Source organism: Nocardioides stalactiti, from assembly GCF_014180715.1.
GTDB lineage: Bacteria > Actinomycetota > Actinomycetes > Propionibacteriales > Nocardioidaceae > Nocardioides > Nocardioides stalactiti.
The window spans coordinates 1-16641 of the sequence record NZ_JACEFC010000097.1; the positions used below are offsets into that span (position 1 = coordinate 1).

Here is a 16641-nt window from a genome sequence, read left to right on the forward strand (position 1 = left end):
CGGTGTCGGCCGACACCATGCGGGCCGAGGTGGCCGCCGCGGCGCTGGCCGCCGGTGCCCGGATCGTCAACGACGTGTCCGGGGGGCTGGCCGACCCGGCGATCCTCGACGTCGTCGCCGCGTCCGACGCGACCTACGTCGCGATGCACTGGCGGGCGCACAGCGACACCATGCAGGAGTTCACGTCGTACGACGGACCGGTCGCCGAGGTCGTCGCCGACGAGCTGCGCCTCCGGGTCGGCGCCGCCCGCGCGGCCGGGATCCCCGACGAGCGGCTGGTGCTCGACCCCGGGATCGGCTTCGCCAAGACCGCCGACCAGAACTGGGAGCTGCTCGCGGACCTCGGCCCGCTCCGCGCGCTCGGCCTTCGCCTGCTGGTCGGTGCCAGCCGCAAGCGCTTCCTCGGGGTTCTGCTCGGCACGGCCGACGGGACCCTGCGCCCGGTGGGGGACCGCGAGTTGGCGCACGCGGCGATCGTCGGGCACCTGGCCCGTGCGGGAGTGTGGGGCCTGCGGGTCCACGACGTCAGGGCGGCACGCGACGTGCTCGCCGCGCTGCGAAGACTGGAGGACGGATGACGGACGAGCTCAGCGTGGTGGGCATCGAGTGCTGGGGCCACCACGGGGTCTTCGACCACGAGCGGAGGGACGGTCAGACGTTCCTCGTCGACTTGACGCTGGGGCTCGATACCCGGTCCGCGGCCGCTTCAGACGACTTGCGTGACACCGTCGACTACGGAAGTCTCGTCGACGAGGTCGCAGCGGCGGTCGGGAGGGATCCGGTCGACCTGATCGAGACGCTCGCCAGCCGGATCGCCGACGTGTGCCTCTTGGACGCTCGTGTTGAATGGGCGCGGGTGACCGTGCACAAGCCGGATGCGCCGATCCAGGCGACGTTCGCCGACGTGCAGCTGACGATCATGAGACGACGCACCGACCTACCGCCCCCGACATCCCCCGGAAAGGGAGAGGCCGACGATGACTGAGACGCCCAACCCGAACATCATCGATGCCGACACCCTGACCGGCGAGATGCGTCCGATCCGTCGCGTCGTGGTGGGGCTCGGATCGAACCTCGGTGAGCGCTTCAGCAACCTCCAGGGCGCCGTGGACGCGCTCGCCGACACCCCCGACGTCTGGATCACCGGGGTCTCCCCGGTCTACGAGTCCGAGCCGGTCGACTGCCCGCCCGACTCCCCGACGTTCCTCAACGCCATCGTCCTCATGGACACCACGCTCTCGGCGAGCCGTCTCCTCGACCGGGCGCTGGCCATCGAGGACGCCTACGACCGCGACCGCAGCCACGGCATCAACGCGCCGCGCACCCTCGACGTGGACCTCATCGTCGTCGGCGACCGGCGCAGCGACACCGAGGCGCTCCGGCTCCCGCACCCGCAGGCCGCCGAGCGGTCGTTCGTCCTCCAGCCGTGGCTCGACCTCGAGCCGGACGCCCACATCCCTGACGTCGGTCCGGTCGCCGCTCTGCTCGACAAGGTCGGCACCGAGGGCCTGACCCGCCGCGACGACCTGGTGCTCGAGTCTGACGAGTGAGGGACCAGCCGGAGCCCCCGGTCGAGGAGGAGCCTGACGCGGAGCCCACCGGGGCGATGCGCCCCACCTCCGGACCGGTGGTGGTCGGCTGGGCGCTGGTCGGGCTGGTGCTCGGCTGGGGCCTGCACCCCCTGAGCGTGCGGTTGGACCGCGTCCCGCCGCTGGTGACGTGGGCGCAGCCGGCGGCGCTGTTCCTGCTGGCGGCGATCCTCGGTTACGTCGCGTGGGCGACGTGGCGGGCCGTGCACGTCCGCGGCGACCGGCTGCTGCCGCACCAGGCCGTCAACCGCCTGGTCCTGGCCCGCGCGAGCGCCTTGGTCGCCGCACTCGTCGGCGGTGGCTACCTCGGCTACGGACTGAGCTGGGTGGGCGATCCGGCCGAGCTGGCCGACGACCGGTTGTGGCTCTCCGTGGTGGCGGCCGGCGCCGGTCTGCTGGGCGTGGTGGCCTCACTCCTCCTCGAGCGTGCGTGTCGCATCAGAAACAATGGTCACACGACGTAACCTCAGTCACATGACCTCACCCGCGGGCAGCTCCCGCCGTCGTCAGCGGTCGACCCGGGTCGTGGTCGCCGTCCTCCTGCTGCTGGTCGCCGCTCTCGCGGTCGCCGGCTCCGCGGTCGCCGGCTCCTGGCTGGCCGTGACCGTGGCCGGGGGTGTCGCCGTGCTCCTCGGTGCCACCGCCACCAAGATCACCCACAGCGAGCTCCTCGAGTCCCGCCGTGAGGCCGCCCGCGACCGGGCCGTCCAGGCGCAGTCGTTCCGCGAGCTCGACGGCCGACGGGCCGCCGAGGGCGTCGAGTTCGCCGCCGACATGCAGGGTCAGATCGCCAAGCGCGACGCGACCGTCAGCCGCCTCGAGCGCCGTCTCTCCGACGCCGCCCAGGAGCTGGCCGAGGCCCGACGCAGCCTGACCGACGTCGAGGAGCGGCTCGACGTGAGCCAGCGGGAGACCGCCCGCCTCGGCGATCGGCTCGGCGAGGCCGAGGAGCGCGCCGCCCAGGCCGTCGTCCGGGTCGCCGAGCTCGAGGTCGAGGTCGACATGCTCACCGCCCAGTGGGAGGCCGCCGAGGCCGCCCTCGACAAGCAGATGCGCCGCGGCGCCTGAGCCTGCTGTTGCGGGAATCCCCGGTGGACCGGGGATTCCGCACCGCTAGTCGCGAAGCGAGGCCCGCAGGGCGCGGTGGACGCCCGCGGGCGTCAGCACGCCGACGAACCTCGGTCCGTCGGTGATGCCGACCATCGGACGGTCGTCGCGCAGCATCAGCGACAGCGCTTCCTCGAGGGTGGCGCCGAGCGGCACGGTCGTGGCGAGGTCGGCCGCCTTGATGCCGTCGACCGGCTCGAGGTGGGCCACGTCGATCCGGGTGACCGACAGCCGACGGAGGCCGCGCTCGGCACCGACGAACGTCGCCACCTCGTCGTCGACGGGGTGCGCCAGCAGCGCCGCCGGGGTGTCGTACTGCAGCAGCCGGCCGCCCTCGGCGAAGACGGCCACCCGGTCGCCCAGCAGCACCGCCTCGTCGATGTCGTGGGTCACCAGGACCACGGTCTTCTCGAGCTCGCGCTGCAACCGGCGGAACTCCTCCTGGAGCCGGCCGCGCACCACCGGGTCGACCGCGCCGAACGGCTCGTCCATGAGCAGCACCGGCGGGTCCGCCGCCAACGCCCGGGCCACTCCGACCCGCTGCCGCTGACCGCCCGAGAGCTGGTGGGGGTAGCGCTCGCCGTACTGCTCGGGGTCGAGCCCGACCAGGGACAGCAGCTCGTGGGCACGGGCGCGGGCGTGGGCCTTGGACTCGCCGTAGAGCAGGGGCACCGTCATCACGTTGGTCGTGATCCGCTGGTGCGGGAACAGGCCGACCTGCTGGATGACGTAGCCGATGCCGCGACGCAGCTTCACCGGATCGGCGTGCGTCACGTCGCTGCCGTCGATCTCGATGACGCCGGTGCTGGGCTCGACCAGCCGGTTGATCATCTTCAGGGTCGTCGACTTGCCGCAGCCCGAGGGCCCGACCAGGCACACCAGCTCGCCGCGTCCGACCTCGAGGTCCAGCGCCTGCACCGCGACGGTCCCGTCGTCGTAGGTCTTGCTGACGCCCGAGAGCCGGATCATCGGGTCCGGGTGGCGGGGCGCGGTAGCGTCCATGCCCGTGACCCTAACGGCACTCGCGGCGGAGCCGAGCTGCTACAGCGCGTTCGTCAACGAGTGGTGGTGCGCGCAGTACGTCGAGGACCGGCGCGACGACATCGTCGCGGCGACGACCGAGCACCTCCAGATCACGGTGGCCGCGGTGCTGCTCGGACTGGTGCTCGCCTTCCCGTTGGCGCTGGTGGCGCGACGGTTCCCGCGGCTGGAGTCGCTCGTCCTCGGGGTGAGCACGGGCCTCTACACGGTGCCGTCGCTGGCGCTGCTGCCGCTGCTGGTCCCGTTCACCGGGCTCACCGCCACCACTGTCGTGATCGGGCTCGGCGTCTATGCGCTCACCGTGCTCGTCCGTGGCTTCCTCGACGGCCTGCGCTCGGTCCCCGACGACGTCGTCGAGTCGGCGGTCGGCCTCGGCTACGGGTCGACCCGGCTGCTGCTCAAGGTGCAGCTCCCGCTCGCCCTGCCTGTCCTCGTCGCGTCGATGCGGGTCGCGACGGTGTCGACCGTCGCGCTGACGACCGTCGGCACCCTGGTGTCGTACGGCGGCCTCGGCGACCTCATCTCCCACGGCGTCCAACGCAACTTCCGCGCCGAGCTGGTCACCGCCGCGGTGCTCTGCGTGGTGCTCGCGCTGATCCTCGACGTCATCCTGGTGCTGGTGCAGCGGGTGCTGACCCCGTGGACGCGGACGGCCGGGAGGTGACGGCGCGATGAAGCTGTTCGAGCTGACCTGGCAGTACCTCACCACCGCTGCGAGCTGGACCGGGGAGGGCGGCCTGCTCGACCGGATGGGCGAACAGCTCCTGCTGACGGTGACCGCGCTCCTCGTCGGGATGCTGGTCGGCCTGCCCCTCGCGCTGTGGCTCGGCCACCTGGGCCGGGGCGGCTTCCTGGCCATCAACATCTCGAACATCGGCAGGGCGATCCCGACCTTCGCCCTGCTGGCCGTGCTCGTCACGGCCGACTGGCCGGGGCCCGCCTACTTCGGGCCCTACGGCCGCGCGGGCCTGGCGACCCTCATCGCGCTCGCCCTCTTCGCGCTGCCGCCCCTCGTCACCAACGCCTACACGGCGGTCCGCGAGGTGTCGGCCGACGTCCTCGAGGCCGCTGACGGGATGGGGATGTCCGGTCTCCAGCGGTTCTGGCGGGTCGAGCTCCCGCTGGCGCTGCCGCTGGTGATGTCCGGGGTCCGGCTCGCGCTCGTCCAGGTCTGGGCGACGGCCACCATCGCGGCCCTGGTAGCCGGTCCTGGGATCGGGGCGATCATCGTGTCCGGCTTCGCGCGCAACCGTTACAGCGAGGGCATCGGTGCGGCCCTGGTCGTAGCCGTCGTGGCACTGGTGCTGGAGGTGCTCGCGGCCCTCGTCCAGCGCGCCGTCACACCGGGTCGCGCGGCCGCGCCGCGGAGGAAAACCCGGCAGCCCGTCGGTGCAGGTGTCTAGGGTGTGCGGAGGCCCAGACGAGCGCCAGGCGGATTCCCGCCGACCGGACACGCGCGGCTCCCTGCTGCGGGACACAGAAGGTAGACATCACATGACCCTCCGCCGAACCCTGTTCACGGCCGTCCTCTCGGGCGGTCTTCTCTTCTCCGCCGGGTGCGCGGGCGACGACGTCGCCGACGACGACTCGGGCAACAACGACTCCTCGGGAGGCGGCAAGGTCGTCCTCGCCAGCCAGGGCTTCGACGAGGCGGCGCTGCTCTCCGCCATGTACGACGAGGTCCTCGACGACGCCGGCTACGACGTCGAGGTCAAGCTGGTCGACACCCGCGCGGTCTACCTCAAGGAGTTCCCGGGATCGGTCGACATCGTCCCGGAGTACGTCGCCGGCATCGGCGACCAGCTCAACACCGACGCCAACGGCGAGGGTGCACCCGTCATCAGCAGCAGCGACCTCGACGAGACGCTCGCCGCGATGGCCCCGCTGCTGGAGGACAAGGGCATCACCCTCCTCGAGCCCTCCGGGGCCGCCTCCCAGAACGCCTACTTCGTCACCCAGGAGTTCTCGGACGCCAACGGCGTCACCGCGCTGTCCGACCTCGAGGGCGAGTCGGTCACGCTGGCCGCCGCCCCCGACTGCGAGGGCCGCGCCGACTGCGAGGCCGGCCTGACCGACGTCTACGGCATGGACGTCACGCTGCTGCCGCTCGGCTACGCCTCGCCGCAGACCTACCAGGCTGTCGTGGACGGCGAGGCCGAGCTCGGCCAGACCGGCACCCTCGACGGCACGCTCGCCGAGCAGGGTCTCGTGCTGCTCGAGGACGACCGCGGCATCCAGCCGGCCCAGAACCTCGTCCCCGCGGTGTCCACCGAGTTCCTCGACGAGCACCCCGATATCCGCGAGCCGCTCGAGGCCCTGATGGCCGCGCTCGACAACGCGACGCTCGGTGAGCTCATCGCGCGGGTCACCGTCGACCGCGAGACCCCCGAGGACGTCGCCGAGGAGTTCGTCGAGTCCGAGGGCCTCGTCGACTGAGGCCTGACCGCAGCGACTACGACTCGTGGTCCCGGAGGCGCCATGCCTCCGGGGCCACTGTCGTCTCGTCGAGGCCCGGTACGTCGACCCGGGTGCCGCCGTCGTCGAGCGCGACGCGGGGGAGCGGGCCACCCAGGCCGCGCGCGTAGGACACCGCCAGGGCGGCGTCGTCGCGACGGTCCTGCTCGACCAGCCAGCCGATGAGCCGCTGGGCCGGCGGCAGCGCGCTCCCCGTCAGGGACCGCTCCGGGCCCCACAGGTCGCGCACACCGCTCACGAGGAGGTCCCACCACTCTGCGGAGCAGGAGGGGATCGCGGCGAAGTACTGCGGCAGGTCGCCGGCCATGACCTTGTCGCGGAACTCGTCGGTGACCGCCGGGGCGCCGTACGCCTCGACGGACGCGAGCGCCATCTTCTTGGTGGTCCACCGGTCCGTCAGGTCGGCGACGGTGCCGCGCTGCTGGGTCAGGGACGACCCGTCGGCCCGGACCCGCCAGAGATAGACCACCTCCGGCACGACGGCGATCCGGCCCGCCCGCAGGTAGGCGTCGGTGGTGCCGGGCTGGTCCTCGTAGCGGAGCCGCTCGGGCCAGGACAGGCCGGCCTCGTCCCAGAAGTCGCGGCGGAACAGCTTGTTCCAGGCGAAGACGTCGCCGAGCAGCTCGGGCAGGTCGTCGATGACGATCGTCCGCTGCTCGGCGTGCAGCCGGTCCAGCCACGCCAGTCGCGGCCGTCGCTCGCCCTCGAGCCGGACGACGTTGCCGGTCACCATCGGCGCGTCGCCCTCCCGTGCCGCCGCCACCAGCAGCTCGAGCGCGCGGGGCAGCATCAGGTCGTCGGAGTCGCAGAAACCCAGGTAGGTGCCGCGAGCGTGCCGGATGCCCTCGTTACGGGCGGCGCCGAGACCCCGGTTCTCGATGTGCACCACCCGGACCCGTGGGTCGCGGGCGGCGTAGGCGTCGGCGATCGCCCCGGACTCGTCGGGCGAGCCGTCGTCGACCGCGATCACCTCGAGGTCGCTCATCGTCTGCTCGAGCAGGCTGTCGAGGCAGGCGGGGAGGTAGGCAGCGACGTCGTACACCGGCACCACGACGCTCACGAGCGGGGTCCTCCGGCGCCTGAACACACCATGAAGGTACTCAGGTCCCACCCGTCCCACCGGCGGCCCGCCCCGTGTTGTCCACGTCACGCGCGCGTGACCTGTTGCGCGGACTGCGGTTGGACCTACGCTTGTTCCATCGAATGAGCAACGTCCGGTACCCACACCGGCCCGCACCCGCGGGTGGTCGGAGGGATTGGAACGGAAGGGTTCGACGAACACAATGCTGACCATCGGTGTGGTCGGTGCCGGCAAGGTCGGCGCCGTGCTGGCTGCCCGCCTCCGCGAGGCAGGCCACCGCGTGATCTCCGCCGCCGGAGAGTCCGACGCCTCGAGAGAGCGCGCCGCGACCCTGCTGCCCGGCGTCCCCCTCGACAAGCCGAGCGCCGTGGCTCGCTCCTGCGACCTGCTGCTGCTCACGGTCCCCGACGACATGCTGCCCAACGTCGTCCGGGTGCTCGCCGACAGCGGCTCCCTCCACGAGGGCCAGTACGTCGTGCACACGTCCGGTCGCCACGGCCTGGCCGTCCTCGCGCCGGCTGCCGCGGTGGGCGCGAAGGTCATCGCGCTCCACCCGGCGATGACGTTCACCGGCACCGACGTCGACCTCGACCGTCTCGACGGCTGCGTCTTCGGCCTCACCGCCGAGGCCCCCGAGCGTGCCCTCGCCGAGGAGCTCGTCCGCGAGCTCGGCGGGCGGCCCACCTGGGTGCCCGAGGACATGCGCACGCTCTACCACGCGGGTCTCGCCCACGGCGCCAACCACCTGGTCACGCTCGTCAGCGAGGCGATGGAGCTGCTTGCCGCCGCCGGCTCCGACGACCCGGCCGGGACGCTGCGACCGCTGCTCGAGGCGGCTCTCGACAACGCCCTCGCCCACGGCGACGCGGCGCTGACCGGCCCGATCGTGCGCGGTGACGTCAAGACCGTCGCCGCCCACCTCGAGGACATCGCGGCCAACCGCCCCGACACCCTGCCGTCGTACGTCGCGATGGCCCGCGCCACGCTCGACCGTGCGGTCACCGACGGCCGCGTCCTGCCGATCCGGGCCGTCCGGATCGTGCGCCTGCTCGACGCCGCCGTGGCGCGCGCACCCCACCGCGCGGAGCACTGATCGTGACGACTGCTGTGACGACTCCGGTCGTCGCGCGCACCCGCGCGGACCTGTACGCCGCCCTGGGGGCGCGTCGGACCGGTGCGCCGGTGGCCCTGGTGCCGACGATGGGTGCGCTCCACGAGGGCCACGCCAGCCTGATGCGGATCGCCCGCGAGCGCGCGGGTGCCGAGGGCTCCGTCGTGGTGTCGATCTTCGTCAACCCGCTCCAGTTCGGCGTGGGCGAGGACCTGGACCGTTATCCGCGGACGTTCGACGCCGACCTCGACCTCTGCGGTCACGAGGGTGTCGACGTCGTCTTCGCGCCGACCGTCGCCGAGATGTACCCGAACGGCGTCCCGCGCGACGCGGGCACGCCCGCCGTGACCGTCGATCCCGGCCCGCTCGCCGACGAGCTGGAGGGGTCGACCCGCCCCGGTCACTTCCGCGGGGTGCTGACCGTCGTCGCCAAGCTGTTCGGGCTGGTCCGCCCCGACCTGGCCGTGTTCGGGGAGAAGGACTACCAGCAGCTCGCCCTGATCCGGCAGATGACCGCCGACCTCTGCCTGAGCGGCAGCGCCGGCGCCCTGGAGATCGTCGGCGGCCCGACCGACCGTGAGGACGACGGTCTCGCACGCTCGAGCCGGAACCGCTACCTCGACCCCGAGCAGCGTCGCCAGGCCGTCGCGCTCAGCCGTGCGCTGACCGCCGCCCGCGACGCCGCTGCCGGCGGTCTCGACGCCGCGTTGGCCGCGGCCCACGCCGTGCTCGACGCGGCCGACGGGGTCGAGCTCGACTACCTCGCGATCCGCAGCCCCGACCTCGCCGAGCTGCCGGTCGCCGTACCGGCCGGGCAGCCCGCGCGTGCGCTCGTCGCGGCCCGGGTCGGCACCACCCGCTTGATCGACAACCTGGCCCTCACCATCGGTGGGCCGGACAACCGCACCACCACCGAGGGGAGCAGCTGATGTTGCGCACCATGATGAAGTCGAAGATCCACCGTGCCACGGTGACCCAGGCCGACCTGCACTACGTCGGCTCGGTCACCGTCGACGAGGACCTGCTCGACGCGGCCGACCTGCTGGCAGGGGAGCTCGTCCACATCGTCGACATCACCAACGGCGCCCGGCTGGAGACCTACACGATCGCCGGCGAGCGCGGGTCGGGCGTCATCGGCATCAACGGTGCCGCCGCCCGTCTCGTGCACCCGGGCGACCTGGTGATCCTCATCGCCTACGGCCAGATGACGACCGAGGAGGCCAAGGCCTACGAGCCGCACGTCGTCTTCGTCGACGCCGACAACAAGATCATGGGCACGAGCGCCGACCCGGCCGACACCTTCGGCGACGCGAGCCTGCTGCGCGGCGACCTGACCGCGGCCCGCTGAGGCCCGGTCCCGACTCGTTAACCTGCTCGGATGCCCGACACCCCCGCAGCCACCCGGCGCCTGCCCGGCCGGCTGACCGCGCCGTCGCCGGGCTGGACGACGCGCGCCGACGTGGTGATCATCGGCTCCGGTGTGGCCGGGCTGACAGCCGCGCTGCGGTTGCGCGAGCACGTCGACAACGTCCTCGTCGTGACCAAGACCGTGCTCAACGCCGGCTCCACGCAATGGGCGCAGGGCGGCATCGCCGCCGCGCTCGGTCCCGAGGACACCCCCGAGGAGCACGAGGTCGACACCCTGGTCGCGGGGGCCGGTGCCTGCGACCGTGACGCCGTCCGGGTGCTCGTCAACGAGGGCCCCGAGGCCGTCCGCGAGCTGATCGCGATCGGCACCAACTTCGACCACGACGACGACGGGGCGCTCTCCCTCACCCGCGAGGGCGGGCACCATCGCGACCGGATCGCGCACGCCGGTGGCGACGCGACCGGCGCCGAGATCCAGCGCGCGCTGATCGCGGCGGTCGAGGCGGCGCCCGACATCGAGGTCATCCAGCACGCGCTGGCCGTCGACCTGTTGCTCGATCCCGACGGTGGCGTCTGCGGGGTCACCCTCCACGTCATCGGCGAAGGGGTGCGCGACGGTGTCGGCGCCGTCCACTGCCGGGCCGTGGTCCTGGCCAGCGGCGGCCTCGGCCAGGTCTTCTCCCAGACGACCAACCCGGCGGTCTCGACCGGCGACGGGATGGCGATCGCGCTCCGCGCCGGGGCGACGCTGCGCGACCTGGAGTTCGTCCAGTTCCACCCGACCGTGATGTACCTCGGCCCGGAGTCGCGCGGCCAGCAGCCGCTCATCTCCGAAGCTGTTCGGGGCGAGGGCGCGTTCCTCGTGGACTTCGAGGGCAACCGGCTGATGGAGGGCGTCCACCCGCTCGCGGACCTCGCGCCCCGCGACGTCGTCGCCAAGGCGATCATGAAGCGGATGCTCGACACCGGTCAGCCGCACATGTGGCTCGACGCCCGGCACCTCGGCGGCGCCTTCTGGGAGCGACGCTTCCCGACCATCCTGGCGACTGCGCGCTCCTACGGCGTCGACCCGGTGACGCAGCTGATCCCGGTCGCGCCCGCCTGCCACTACGCCTCGGGCGGGGTACGCACCGACCTCGACGGCCGTACCGACCTGCCGGGCCTCTACGCGACCGGGGAGGTGGCCTGCTCCGGCGTCCACGGCGCCAACCGGCTCGCGTCCAACTCGCTGCTCGAGGGGCTGGTCTTCTCCCGCCGCATCGCCGCCGTCCTCCCCGGCGAGCTGCGCCCCTGGTCGGGGCCGGTCGAGGACCAGCGCACGGCCGGGCTGGTCGCCGGCGGAGTCCGTCGTGACCTCCAGGAGACGATGACCTCGAAGGTCGGGGTGCTGCGGTCGGCGGAGGGACTCGCCGAGGCCGCTGCGCTGCTCGACAAGCTCGCCGGGGACCGGGCCGAGCAGGTCGGTCAGGACGCCTGGGAGACCACCAACCTGCTGACCATCAGCGCCGCCCTCGCCGACGCTGCGGCGCTCCGCGACGAGACCCGCGGCTCGCACTGGCGCGACGACTTCCCCGAGCGCGACGACGAGCACTGGGCGGGGCACTTCGACGTGGTGATGTCCGACGGCGTGACGACGGTCACCTTCCGTCCCGCCGCGGCCACGGACACCGACCTGCCCGAGCTGGACGACCACGAGGGAACCCACCGATGAGCATCGCCCGGACGCCGTACGACGAGCTTCCCGCAGCGCTGGTCGAGGAGATCGCGTCGGCCGGCCTCGACCCGCGCGCGGTCTACGACCACGTCGCGCTGGCCTTCGAGGAGGACCTGCCCGGCGGTGCTGACGACGTGACGTCGGCGGCGATGCCGACCATGGGCTACGCGGTCGCCGACATCGCGGCGCGCGAGCCCGGGGTGGTGGCCGGACTGGTGATCGCCGAGCTCGCGTTCCGCTACGCGCTCGACCAGGAGGTCGAGATCAGCGCCCGCGTCCCCGACGGCACCCGGGTCCGACCGGGCGACGTCGTCCTCACCGTCGCCGGGCCGGTCAAGGGCGTGCTGACCGCCGAACGGACCGCCCTCAACTTCGCCTCGCACCTCTCCGGGGTCGCGACCGCGACCGCCGCCTGGGTCGACGCGATCGACGGGACCGGCGCCCGGGTCCTCGACACCCGCAAGACGCTGCCGGGCTGGCGGGCGCTCCAGAAGTACGCCGTCCGCTGCGGCGGCGGCGTCAACCACCGTTTCAGCCTCGTCGACCGGGCCATGGTCAAGGACAACCACGCGGTCGCCGCCGGTGGTGTCGTCTCCGCCTACGAGGCCGTCGTCGCCGCCAACCCCGGCCTGCGCGTCGAGGTCGAGGTCATGGACCTCACCGAGCTCCGCGCCGTCCTCGCCGCCGGCTGCACCGAGGTCCTCCTCGACAACATGAGCTCGGAGGACATGCGCGAAGCGGTCCGGATCAACGAGGAGGCCGGCCGCCCGGCGGTGCTCGAGGCGTCCGGTGGGCTCACCCTCGACCGCGCCAAGGACGTGGCGGCGACCGGCGTGGACTTCATCTCGGTCGGCGCGCTCACCCACTCGGTCAACGTGTTCGACCTCGGGCTGGACTTCCGGGCGGGCTGAGCCGATGACTCTTCTGGCCGCTGACATCGGCAACGCCCACACCGTGCTCGGGTTGATCCGCGACGGCGAGGTCGGCTCGCACTGGCGGGTGGCGACCCACGAGCACCGGACGGCCGACGAGTGGGCGGTGCTGCTGCGCGGGCTCCTCGGCGCCGAGGCCGCGCAGATCACCGGGATCTCGGTGTGCTCGACGGTGCCCGCGGTCCTGAACTCGTGGCGCGAGATGTTGAGCCGGCATTTTCCCGATATCGCCCAGGTCGTCGTCGAACCGGGCGTGCGGACCGGCGTCCCGATCCTCGTCGACAATCCGCGGGAGGTCGGCACCGATCGCATCATCAATGCGCTCGCTGCGGCCAACGACTTCGGCGGACCAGCGATCGTCGTCGATTTCGGCGGGACTGCCACGACGTTCGACGTCATCGATTCCGAGGGCCGTTATGTGGGCGGCGCGATCACGCCCGGAATCGAGATCTCGCTCGAGGCGCTCGGCCGCCGTGGCGCGCAGCTGCGGCAGGTCGAGCTGGTCCGCCCGCGCGGGGTCGTCGGCAAGAACACCGTCGAGGCACTCCAGTCCGGCATGGTCTTCGGGGTCGCCAGCCAGGTCGAGGGAATGGTCGAGCGGATCATCACCTCGCTGGGGGCTCCGGCGGCGGACGTACGGGTGGTGGCGACCGGATATCTGGCTCCGCTGGTCATCGACGAGTGCCGGTGCTTCACCGACCACTCCCCGTGGCTGACGCTGCGTGGCCTGGAAAAAGTGTTCCTCCGCAACGTGAAGTGAATTACCCATAATTCACAGGTCGCCATTCCCCGACTTTCAGATCTGGGGAAAGTGCGACATTATTCGGGAATCGCCTTTGGCCACCTGGCCGGAGGTTTATCGAATATAAGGGGGATTGCTCCATCATGGCGCAGCGAGTCAACATCGTGCTCGTCGACGACATCGACGGCTCCGAGGCGACCGAGACCGTCGCTTTCGGTCTCGACGGCACGTCCTACGAGATCGACCTCAACGACAAGAACGCGGCCAAGCTCCGCGACGCCCTCGCGGCCTACGTCGGCCACGGGCGCAAGGTGGGCGGCGCCCGCCGTACCCGCGGTGCCGCGAAGGCCGTCGCGGCCGGCGGTGGCGCCTCGGCCAAGGACGTCCGCGAGTGGGCGCGGGCCAACGGCCACTCCGTCCCCGACCGTGGCCGGATCCCGGCCGACGTCCGCTCGGCGTACGACGCCGCGAACTGACCGCCACCTGACGCAGCACCCTTCGATCTCCCTGGTCCGTACGGGCCAGGGAGATCGGTCTGTTCGCTCACAGCGGACGACATTTGCTCGACCCACGGAACGCGTAGGCTGGTGATCGGGTTGTACCCGTCGTACACACCCTTTGACGTGTGCCTGAAGTGTGGAGGAGCAACAGATGTTCGAGCGGTTCACTGACCGAGCCCGCCGGGTGGTCGTGCTGGCCCAGGAAGAGGCCCGCATGCTCTCCCACAACTACATCGGCACCGAGCACATCCTGCTGGGCCTGATCCACGAGGGCGAGGGCGTCGCCGCCAAGGCGCTGGAGTCCCTCGACATCTCCCTGGAGGCCGTGCGCGCCCAGGTCGAGGAGATCATCGGCCAGGGCCAGCAGGCACCGAGCGGGCACATCCCGTTCACGCCGCGCGCCAAGAAGGTCCTCGAGCTGTCCCTGCGCGAGGCGCTCCAGCTCGGCCACTCCTACATCGGCACCGAGCACATCCTCCTCGGCCTGATCCGCGAGGGGGAGGGCGTCGCCGCCCAGGTGCTGCAGAAGCTCGGCGCCGACCTCAACCGGGTCCGCCAGCAGGTCATCCAGCTCCTGTCGGGCTTCCAGGGCAAGGAGTCGGGCTCCTCGGCCGCCGCCACCGGCAGCGGCAGCAGCGACGCCCCGTCGTCCTCGCTGGTGCTCGACCAGTTCGGCCGCAACCTGACCCAGGACGCCCGCGAGGGCAAGCTCGACCCGGTCATCGGACGCGAGCAGGAGATCGAGCGGGTCATGCAGATCCTGTCCCGACGTACGAAGAACAACCCGGTCCTCATCGGCGAGCCGGGCGTCGGCAAGACCACCATCGTCGAGGGCCTGGCCCAGGACATCGTCAAGGGCAACGTCCCCGAGACGCTCAAGGACAAGCAGATCTACACCCTCGACCTGGGTGCGCTCGTCGCCGGCAGCCGCTACCGCGGTGACTTCGAGGAGCGCCTCAAGAAGGTGCTCAAGGAGATCCGTACCCGTGGCGACATCGTGCTGTTCATCGACGAGATCCACACCCTCGTCGGTGCCGGTGCGGCCGAGGGCGCGATCGACGCGGCGAGCATCCTCAAGCCGATGCTGGCTCGTGGTGAGCTCCAGACGATCGGTGCGACCACGCTCGACGAGTACCGCAAGTACCTCGAGAAGGACGCCGCGCTCGAGCGCCGCTTCCAGCCGATCCAGGTCTCCGAGCCGTCGATCGCCCACACGATCGAGATGCTCAAGGGCCTGCGCGACCGCTACGAGGCCCACCACCGGGTGACGATCACCGACGAGGCGCTGGTCTCGGCGGCGACGCTGGCCGATCGCTACATCTCCGACCGGTTCCTGCCCGACAAGGCCATCGACCTCATCGACGAGGCCGGGTCGCGGCTGCGGATCCGCCGGATGACAGCGCCCGCCGACCTGCGCGAGTACGACGACAAGATCTCCGAGGTGCGGCAGCGCAAGGAGGCCGCGATCGACGGCCAGGACTTCGAGGCCGCCGCGCGCCTGCGCGACGAGGAGAAGCAGCTCATCCTGAAGAAGGCCGAGCGCGAGAAGCAGTGGCGCGCGGGCGACATGGACGAGGTCGCCGAGGTCGACGAGGAGCTGATCGCCGAGGTGCTGGCGGTTGCCACGGGCATCCCGATCGTGAAGCTCTCCGAGGAGGAGTCCACGCGACTGCTCAACATGGAGGACGAGCTCCACAAGCGGGTCATCGGGCAGGAGGAGGCCGTCAAGGCGATCTCCCGCGCGATCCGTCGTACCCGTGCCGGCATGAAGGACCCGAAGCGTCCCGGTGGTTCGTTCATCTTCGCCGGACCGTCCGGTGTCGGGAAGACGTGGCTGTCCAAGACCCTGGCGGAGTTCCTCTTCGGCGACGAGGACGCGCTGATCCAGCTCGACATGTCGGAGTTCGGCGAGAAGCACACGGTCTCGCGGCTCTTCGGCTCGCCTCCGGGCTACGTCGGCTACGAGGAGGGCGGTCAGCTCACCGAGAAGGTGCGCCGCAAGCCGTTCTCGGTCGTGCTCTTCGACGAGGTCGAGAAGGCCCACCCCGACATCTTCAACAGCCTGCTGCAGATCCTGGAGGAAGGTCGCCTGACCGACTCCCAGGGCCGGGTCGTGGACTTCAAGAACACCGTCATCATCATGACGACCAACCTCGGCACCCGGGACATCTCCAAGAGCGTCAACCTCGGTTTCGGGCAGGGCGGTGGCGAGGACGCCTACGAGCGGATGAAGCTGAAGGTCAGGGACGAGCTCAAGCAGCACTTCCGGCCCGAGTTCCTCAACCGCGTGGACGAGGTCATCGTCTTCCCGCCGTTGACGCAGGAGCAGATCGTCCACATGGTCGACAACATGATCGCGGGCGTCGAGCTGCGGCTCAAGGACCGGGACATGTCGCTCGAGCTGACCCAGCGGGCGAAGAACCTGCTGGCCGAGCGCGGGTTCGACCCGGTGCTCGGTGCACGTCCGCTGCGCCGCACGATCCAGCGCGAGATCGAGGACGTGCTGTCGGAGAAGATGCTGTTCGGCGAGGTCGGCGCGGGTCAGATCGTGCTGGTCGACGTCGACGGCGAGGGCCCGACCGCGACCTTCACCTTCGAGGGTCAGAAGGTCAGCGAGCTGCCCGACATGCCTCCGCTCGAGACCACCGCGGTGGAGGCCGGCCCTGACGGCCCCGCCAGCCAGGTCGAGGCCGACGGCCCCACCGACGTCCCCCGCTCCGCCACCGAGTAGGACGCCGGACCCACCGCACCACCGCACCACCGCGCACCGGCCCGGCAGACAGATCCGTTCTGCTGGGTCGGTGCCATTTCCCGCCGACTTGCCCACCTTGCGGGGCCGAGTTGCCCAGGTTGCGGGGTCGAGTTGCCCATCTTGCCGGGCCGAGATTCCGCTCCAGGAATCGCGGCACGTCATACCCGCAACCGTGGCAAGTCGCGCGCGCAAAGGTGGCGGTTCGACCCCGCAAGATGGGCAACTCGAC

General features: G+C 71.5%; 18 protein-coding genes. 16 read left to right on the forward strand and 2 right to left on the reverse strand.

The genetic code is table 11. From position 1 onward, the window contains the following. The 5 genes from folP to H0487_RS17060 form a co-directional block, all read left to right on the forward strand. A partial coding sequence (gene folP / locus H0487_RS17040; RefSeq protein WP_183095427.1) for a dihydropteroate synthase occupies window positions 1–578 on the forward strand: 578 nt, incomplete at its 5' end. Next, window positions 575–985 (forward strand): dihydroneopterin aldolase, encoded by a 411-nt coding sequence (gene folB / locus H0487_RS17045; protein ID WP_183095428.1) that lies wholly within the window; start codon window positions 575–577, stop codon window positions 983–985. The genes folP and folB, both read left to right, overlap by 4 nt. After that, on the forward strand, window positions 978–1550 hold the full coding sequence (folK, locus tag H0487_RS17050) for a 2-amino-4-hydroxy-6-hydroxymethyldihydropteridine diphosphokinase (RefSeq protein ID WP_183095429.1): 573 nt from the start codon (window positions 978–980) through the stop codon (window positions 1548–1550). Before folB ends, folK begins: the two co-directional genes overlap by 8 nt. Continuing rightward, the gene (locus tag H0487_RS17055; protein ID WP_312855993.1) at window positions 1547–2053 is read left to right on the forward strand and encodes a DUF3180 domain-containing protein; all 507 of its coding nucleotides are present in this window, start codon (window positions 1547–1549) and stop codon (window positions 2051–2053) included. The genes folK and H0487_RS17055 overlap by 4 nt, the downstream gene beginning before the upstream one ends. A gap of 10 nt (window positions 2054–2063) precedes the next feature. After that, the gene (locus tag H0487_RS17060) at window positions 2064–2657 is read left to right on the forward strand and encodes a hypothetical protein (RefSeq protein WP_183095430.1); all 594 of its coding nucleotides are present in this window, start codon (window positions 2064–2066) and stop codon (window positions 2655–2657) included. 45 nt (window positions 2658–2702) lie between these two features. Here the strand turns inward: H0487_RS17060 and H0487_RS17065 are convergent, their stop codons facing one another. Next, window positions 2703–3698 carry an ABC transporter ATP-binding protein gene (locus tag H0487_RS17065; RefSeq protein WP_281370728.1) on the reverse strand — a complete coding sequence of 332 codons (996 nt, stop codon included), beginning with the start codon at window positions 3696–3698 and terminating at the stop codon, window positions 2703–2705. A 4-nt stretch (window positions 3699–3702) separates the two neighbouring features. On the opposite strand from H0487_RS17065, the gene H0487_RS17070 reads away from it, so the two are divergent. From H0487_RS17070 to H0487_RS17080, 3 genes are all read left to right on the forward strand, one after another. Continuing rightward, the gene (locus H0487_RS17070) at window positions 3703–4401 is read left to right on the forward strand and encodes an ABC transporter permease (protein ID WP_312855994.1); all 699 of its coding nucleotides are present in this window, start codon (window positions 3703–3705) and stop codon (window positions 4399–4401) included. Between the two features lie 7 nt (window positions 4402–4408). Further along, window positions 4409–5140, forward strand: coding sequence for an ABC transporter permease (locus tag H0487_RS17075; RefSeq protein WP_183095432.1), 732 nt, complete (start codon window positions 4409–4411; stop codon window positions 5138–5140). Between the two features lie 91 nt (window positions 5141–5231). Next, window positions 5232–6173 (forward strand): ABC transporter substrate-binding protein, encoded by a 942-nt coding sequence (locus H0487_RS17080; protein ID WP_183095433.1) that lies wholly within the window; start codon window positions 5232–5234, stop codon window positions 6171–6173. Window positions 6174–6189: 16 nt separating this feature from the next. On the opposite strand, the gene H0487_RS17085 is transcribed toward H0487_RS17080, so the two are convergent. After that, entirely contained in the window at window positions 6190–7272 is a 1083-nt protein-coding gene (locus H0487_RS17085) for a glycosyltransferase family 2 protein (protein WP_312855995.1), read from the reverse strand. A 223-nt stretch (window positions 7273–7495) separates the two neighbouring features. On the opposite strand from H0487_RS17085, the gene H0487_RS17090 reads away from it, so the two are divergent. The 8 genes from H0487_RS17090 to H0487_RS17125 all read left to right on the forward strand — a co-directional run bounded on the left by H0487_RS17090 (window position 7496) and on the right by H0487_RS17125 (window position 16391). Further along, window positions 7496–8386, forward strand: coding sequence for a Rossmann-like and DUF2520 domain-containing protein (locus tag H0487_RS17090; RefSeq protein WP_183095435.1), 891 nt, complete (start codon window positions 7496–7498; stop codon window positions 8384–8386). Window positions 8387–8388: 2 nt separating this feature from the next. Continuing rightward, window positions 8389–9333: a pantoate--beta-alanine ligase gene (panC, locus tag H0487_RS17095; RefSeq protein WP_312855996.1), complete on the forward strand. Its 945-nt coding sequence runs from the start codon at window positions 8389–8391 to the stop codon at window positions 9331–9333. Further along, window positions 9333–9752, forward strand: coding sequence for an aspartate 1-decarboxylase (gene panD / locus H0487_RS17100; RefSeq protein WP_183095436.1), 420 nt, complete (start codon window positions 9333–9335; stop codon window positions 9750–9752). The genes panC and panD overlap by 1 nt, the downstream gene beginning before the upstream one ends. A gap of 30 nt (window positions 9753–9782) precedes the next feature. Further along, window positions 9783–11483: an L-aspartate oxidase gene (locus tag H0487_RS17105; RefSeq protein WP_183095437.1), complete on the forward strand. Its 1701-nt coding sequence runs from the start codon at window positions 9783–9785 to the stop codon at window positions 11481–11483. Further along, window positions 11480–12397: a carboxylating nicotinate-nucleotide diphosphorylase gene (gene nadC, locus H0487_RS17110; protein ID WP_183095438.1), complete on the forward strand. Its 918-nt coding sequence runs from the start codon at window positions 11480–11482 to the stop codon at window positions 12395–12397. Before H0487_RS17105 ends, nadC begins: the two co-directional genes overlap by 4 nt. 4 nt (window positions 12398–12401) lie before the next feature. Next, window positions 12402–13178: a type III pantothenate kinase gene (locus tag H0487_RS17115; RefSeq protein WP_183095439.1), complete on the forward strand. Its 777-nt coding sequence runs from the start codon at window positions 12402–12404 to the stop codon at window positions 13176–13178. A 125-nt stretch (window positions 13179–13303) separates the two neighbouring features. Next, on the forward strand, window positions 13304–13636 hold the full coding sequence (locus H0487_RS17120; RefSeq protein ID WP_183095440.1) for a histone-like nucleoid-structuring protein Lsr2: 333 nt from the start codon (window positions 13304–13306) through the stop codon (window positions 13634–13636). Between the two features lie 175 nt (window positions 13637–13811). Beyond that, the gene (locus H0487_RS17125) at window positions 13812–16391 is read left to right on the forward strand and encodes an ATP-dependent Clp protease ATP-binding subunit (protein WP_183095441.1); all 2580 of its coding nucleotides are present in this window, start codon (window positions 13812–13814) and stop codon (window positions 16389–16391) included. Window positions 16392–16641: the final 250 nt, after the last annotated feature.

Excerpts from the sequence above, each read along its gene's own strand:
- folK (WP_183095429.1), top strand. The coding sequence starts at position 978 with ATGACTGAGACGCCCAACCCGAACATCATCGATGCCGACACCCTGACC.
- H0487_RS17105 (WP_183095437.1), top strand. The coding sequence starts at position 9,783 with ATGCCCGACACCCCCGCAGCCACCCGGCGCCTGCCCGGCCGGCTGACC.
- H0487_RS17115 (WP_183095439.1), top strand. The coding sequence starts at position 12,402 with ATGACTCTTCTGGCCGCTGACATCGGCAACGCCCACACCGTGCTCGGG.
- folB (WP_183095428.1), top strand. The coding sequence starts at position 575 with ATGACGGACGAGCTCAGCGTGGTGGGCATCGAGTGCTGGGGCCACCAC.
- H0487_RS17060 (WP_183095430.1), top strand. The coding sequence starts at position 2,064 with ATGACCTCACCCGCGGGCAGCTCCCGCCGTCGTCAGCGGTCGACCCGG.
- nadC (WP_183095438.1), top strand. The coding sequence starts at position 11,480 with ATGAGCATCGCCCGGACGCCGTACGACGAGCTTCCCGCAGCGCTGGTC.
- H0487_RS17065 (WP_281370728.1), bottom strand. The coding sequence starts at position 3,698 with ATGGACGCTACCGCGCCCCGCCACCCGGACCCGATGATCCGGCTCTCG.
- H0487_RS17125 (WP_183095441.1), top strand. The coding sequence starts at position 13,812 with ATGTTCGAGCGGTTCACTGACCGAGCCCGCCGGGTGGTCGTGCTGGCC.
- H0487_RS17120 (WP_183095440.1), top strand. The coding sequence starts at position 13,304 with ATGGCGCAGCGAGTCAACATCGTGCTCGTCGACGACATCGACGGCTCC.
- H0487_RS17080 (WP_183095433.1), top strand. The coding sequence starts at position 5,232 with ATGACCCTCCGCCGAACCCTGTTCACGGCCGTCCTCTCGGGCGGTCTT.
- H0487_RS17090 (WP_183095435.1), top strand. The coding sequence starts at position 7,496 with ATGCTGACCATCGGTGTGGTCGGTGCCGGCAAGGTCGGCGCCGTGCTG.
- panD (WP_183095436.1), top strand. The coding sequence starts at position 9,333 with ATGTTGCGCACCATGATGAAGTCGAAGATCCACCGTGCCACGGTGACC.
- H0487_RS17075 (WP_183095432.1), top strand. The coding sequence starts at position 4,409 with ATGAAGCTGTTCGAGCTGACCTGGCAGTACCTCACCACCGCTGCGAGC.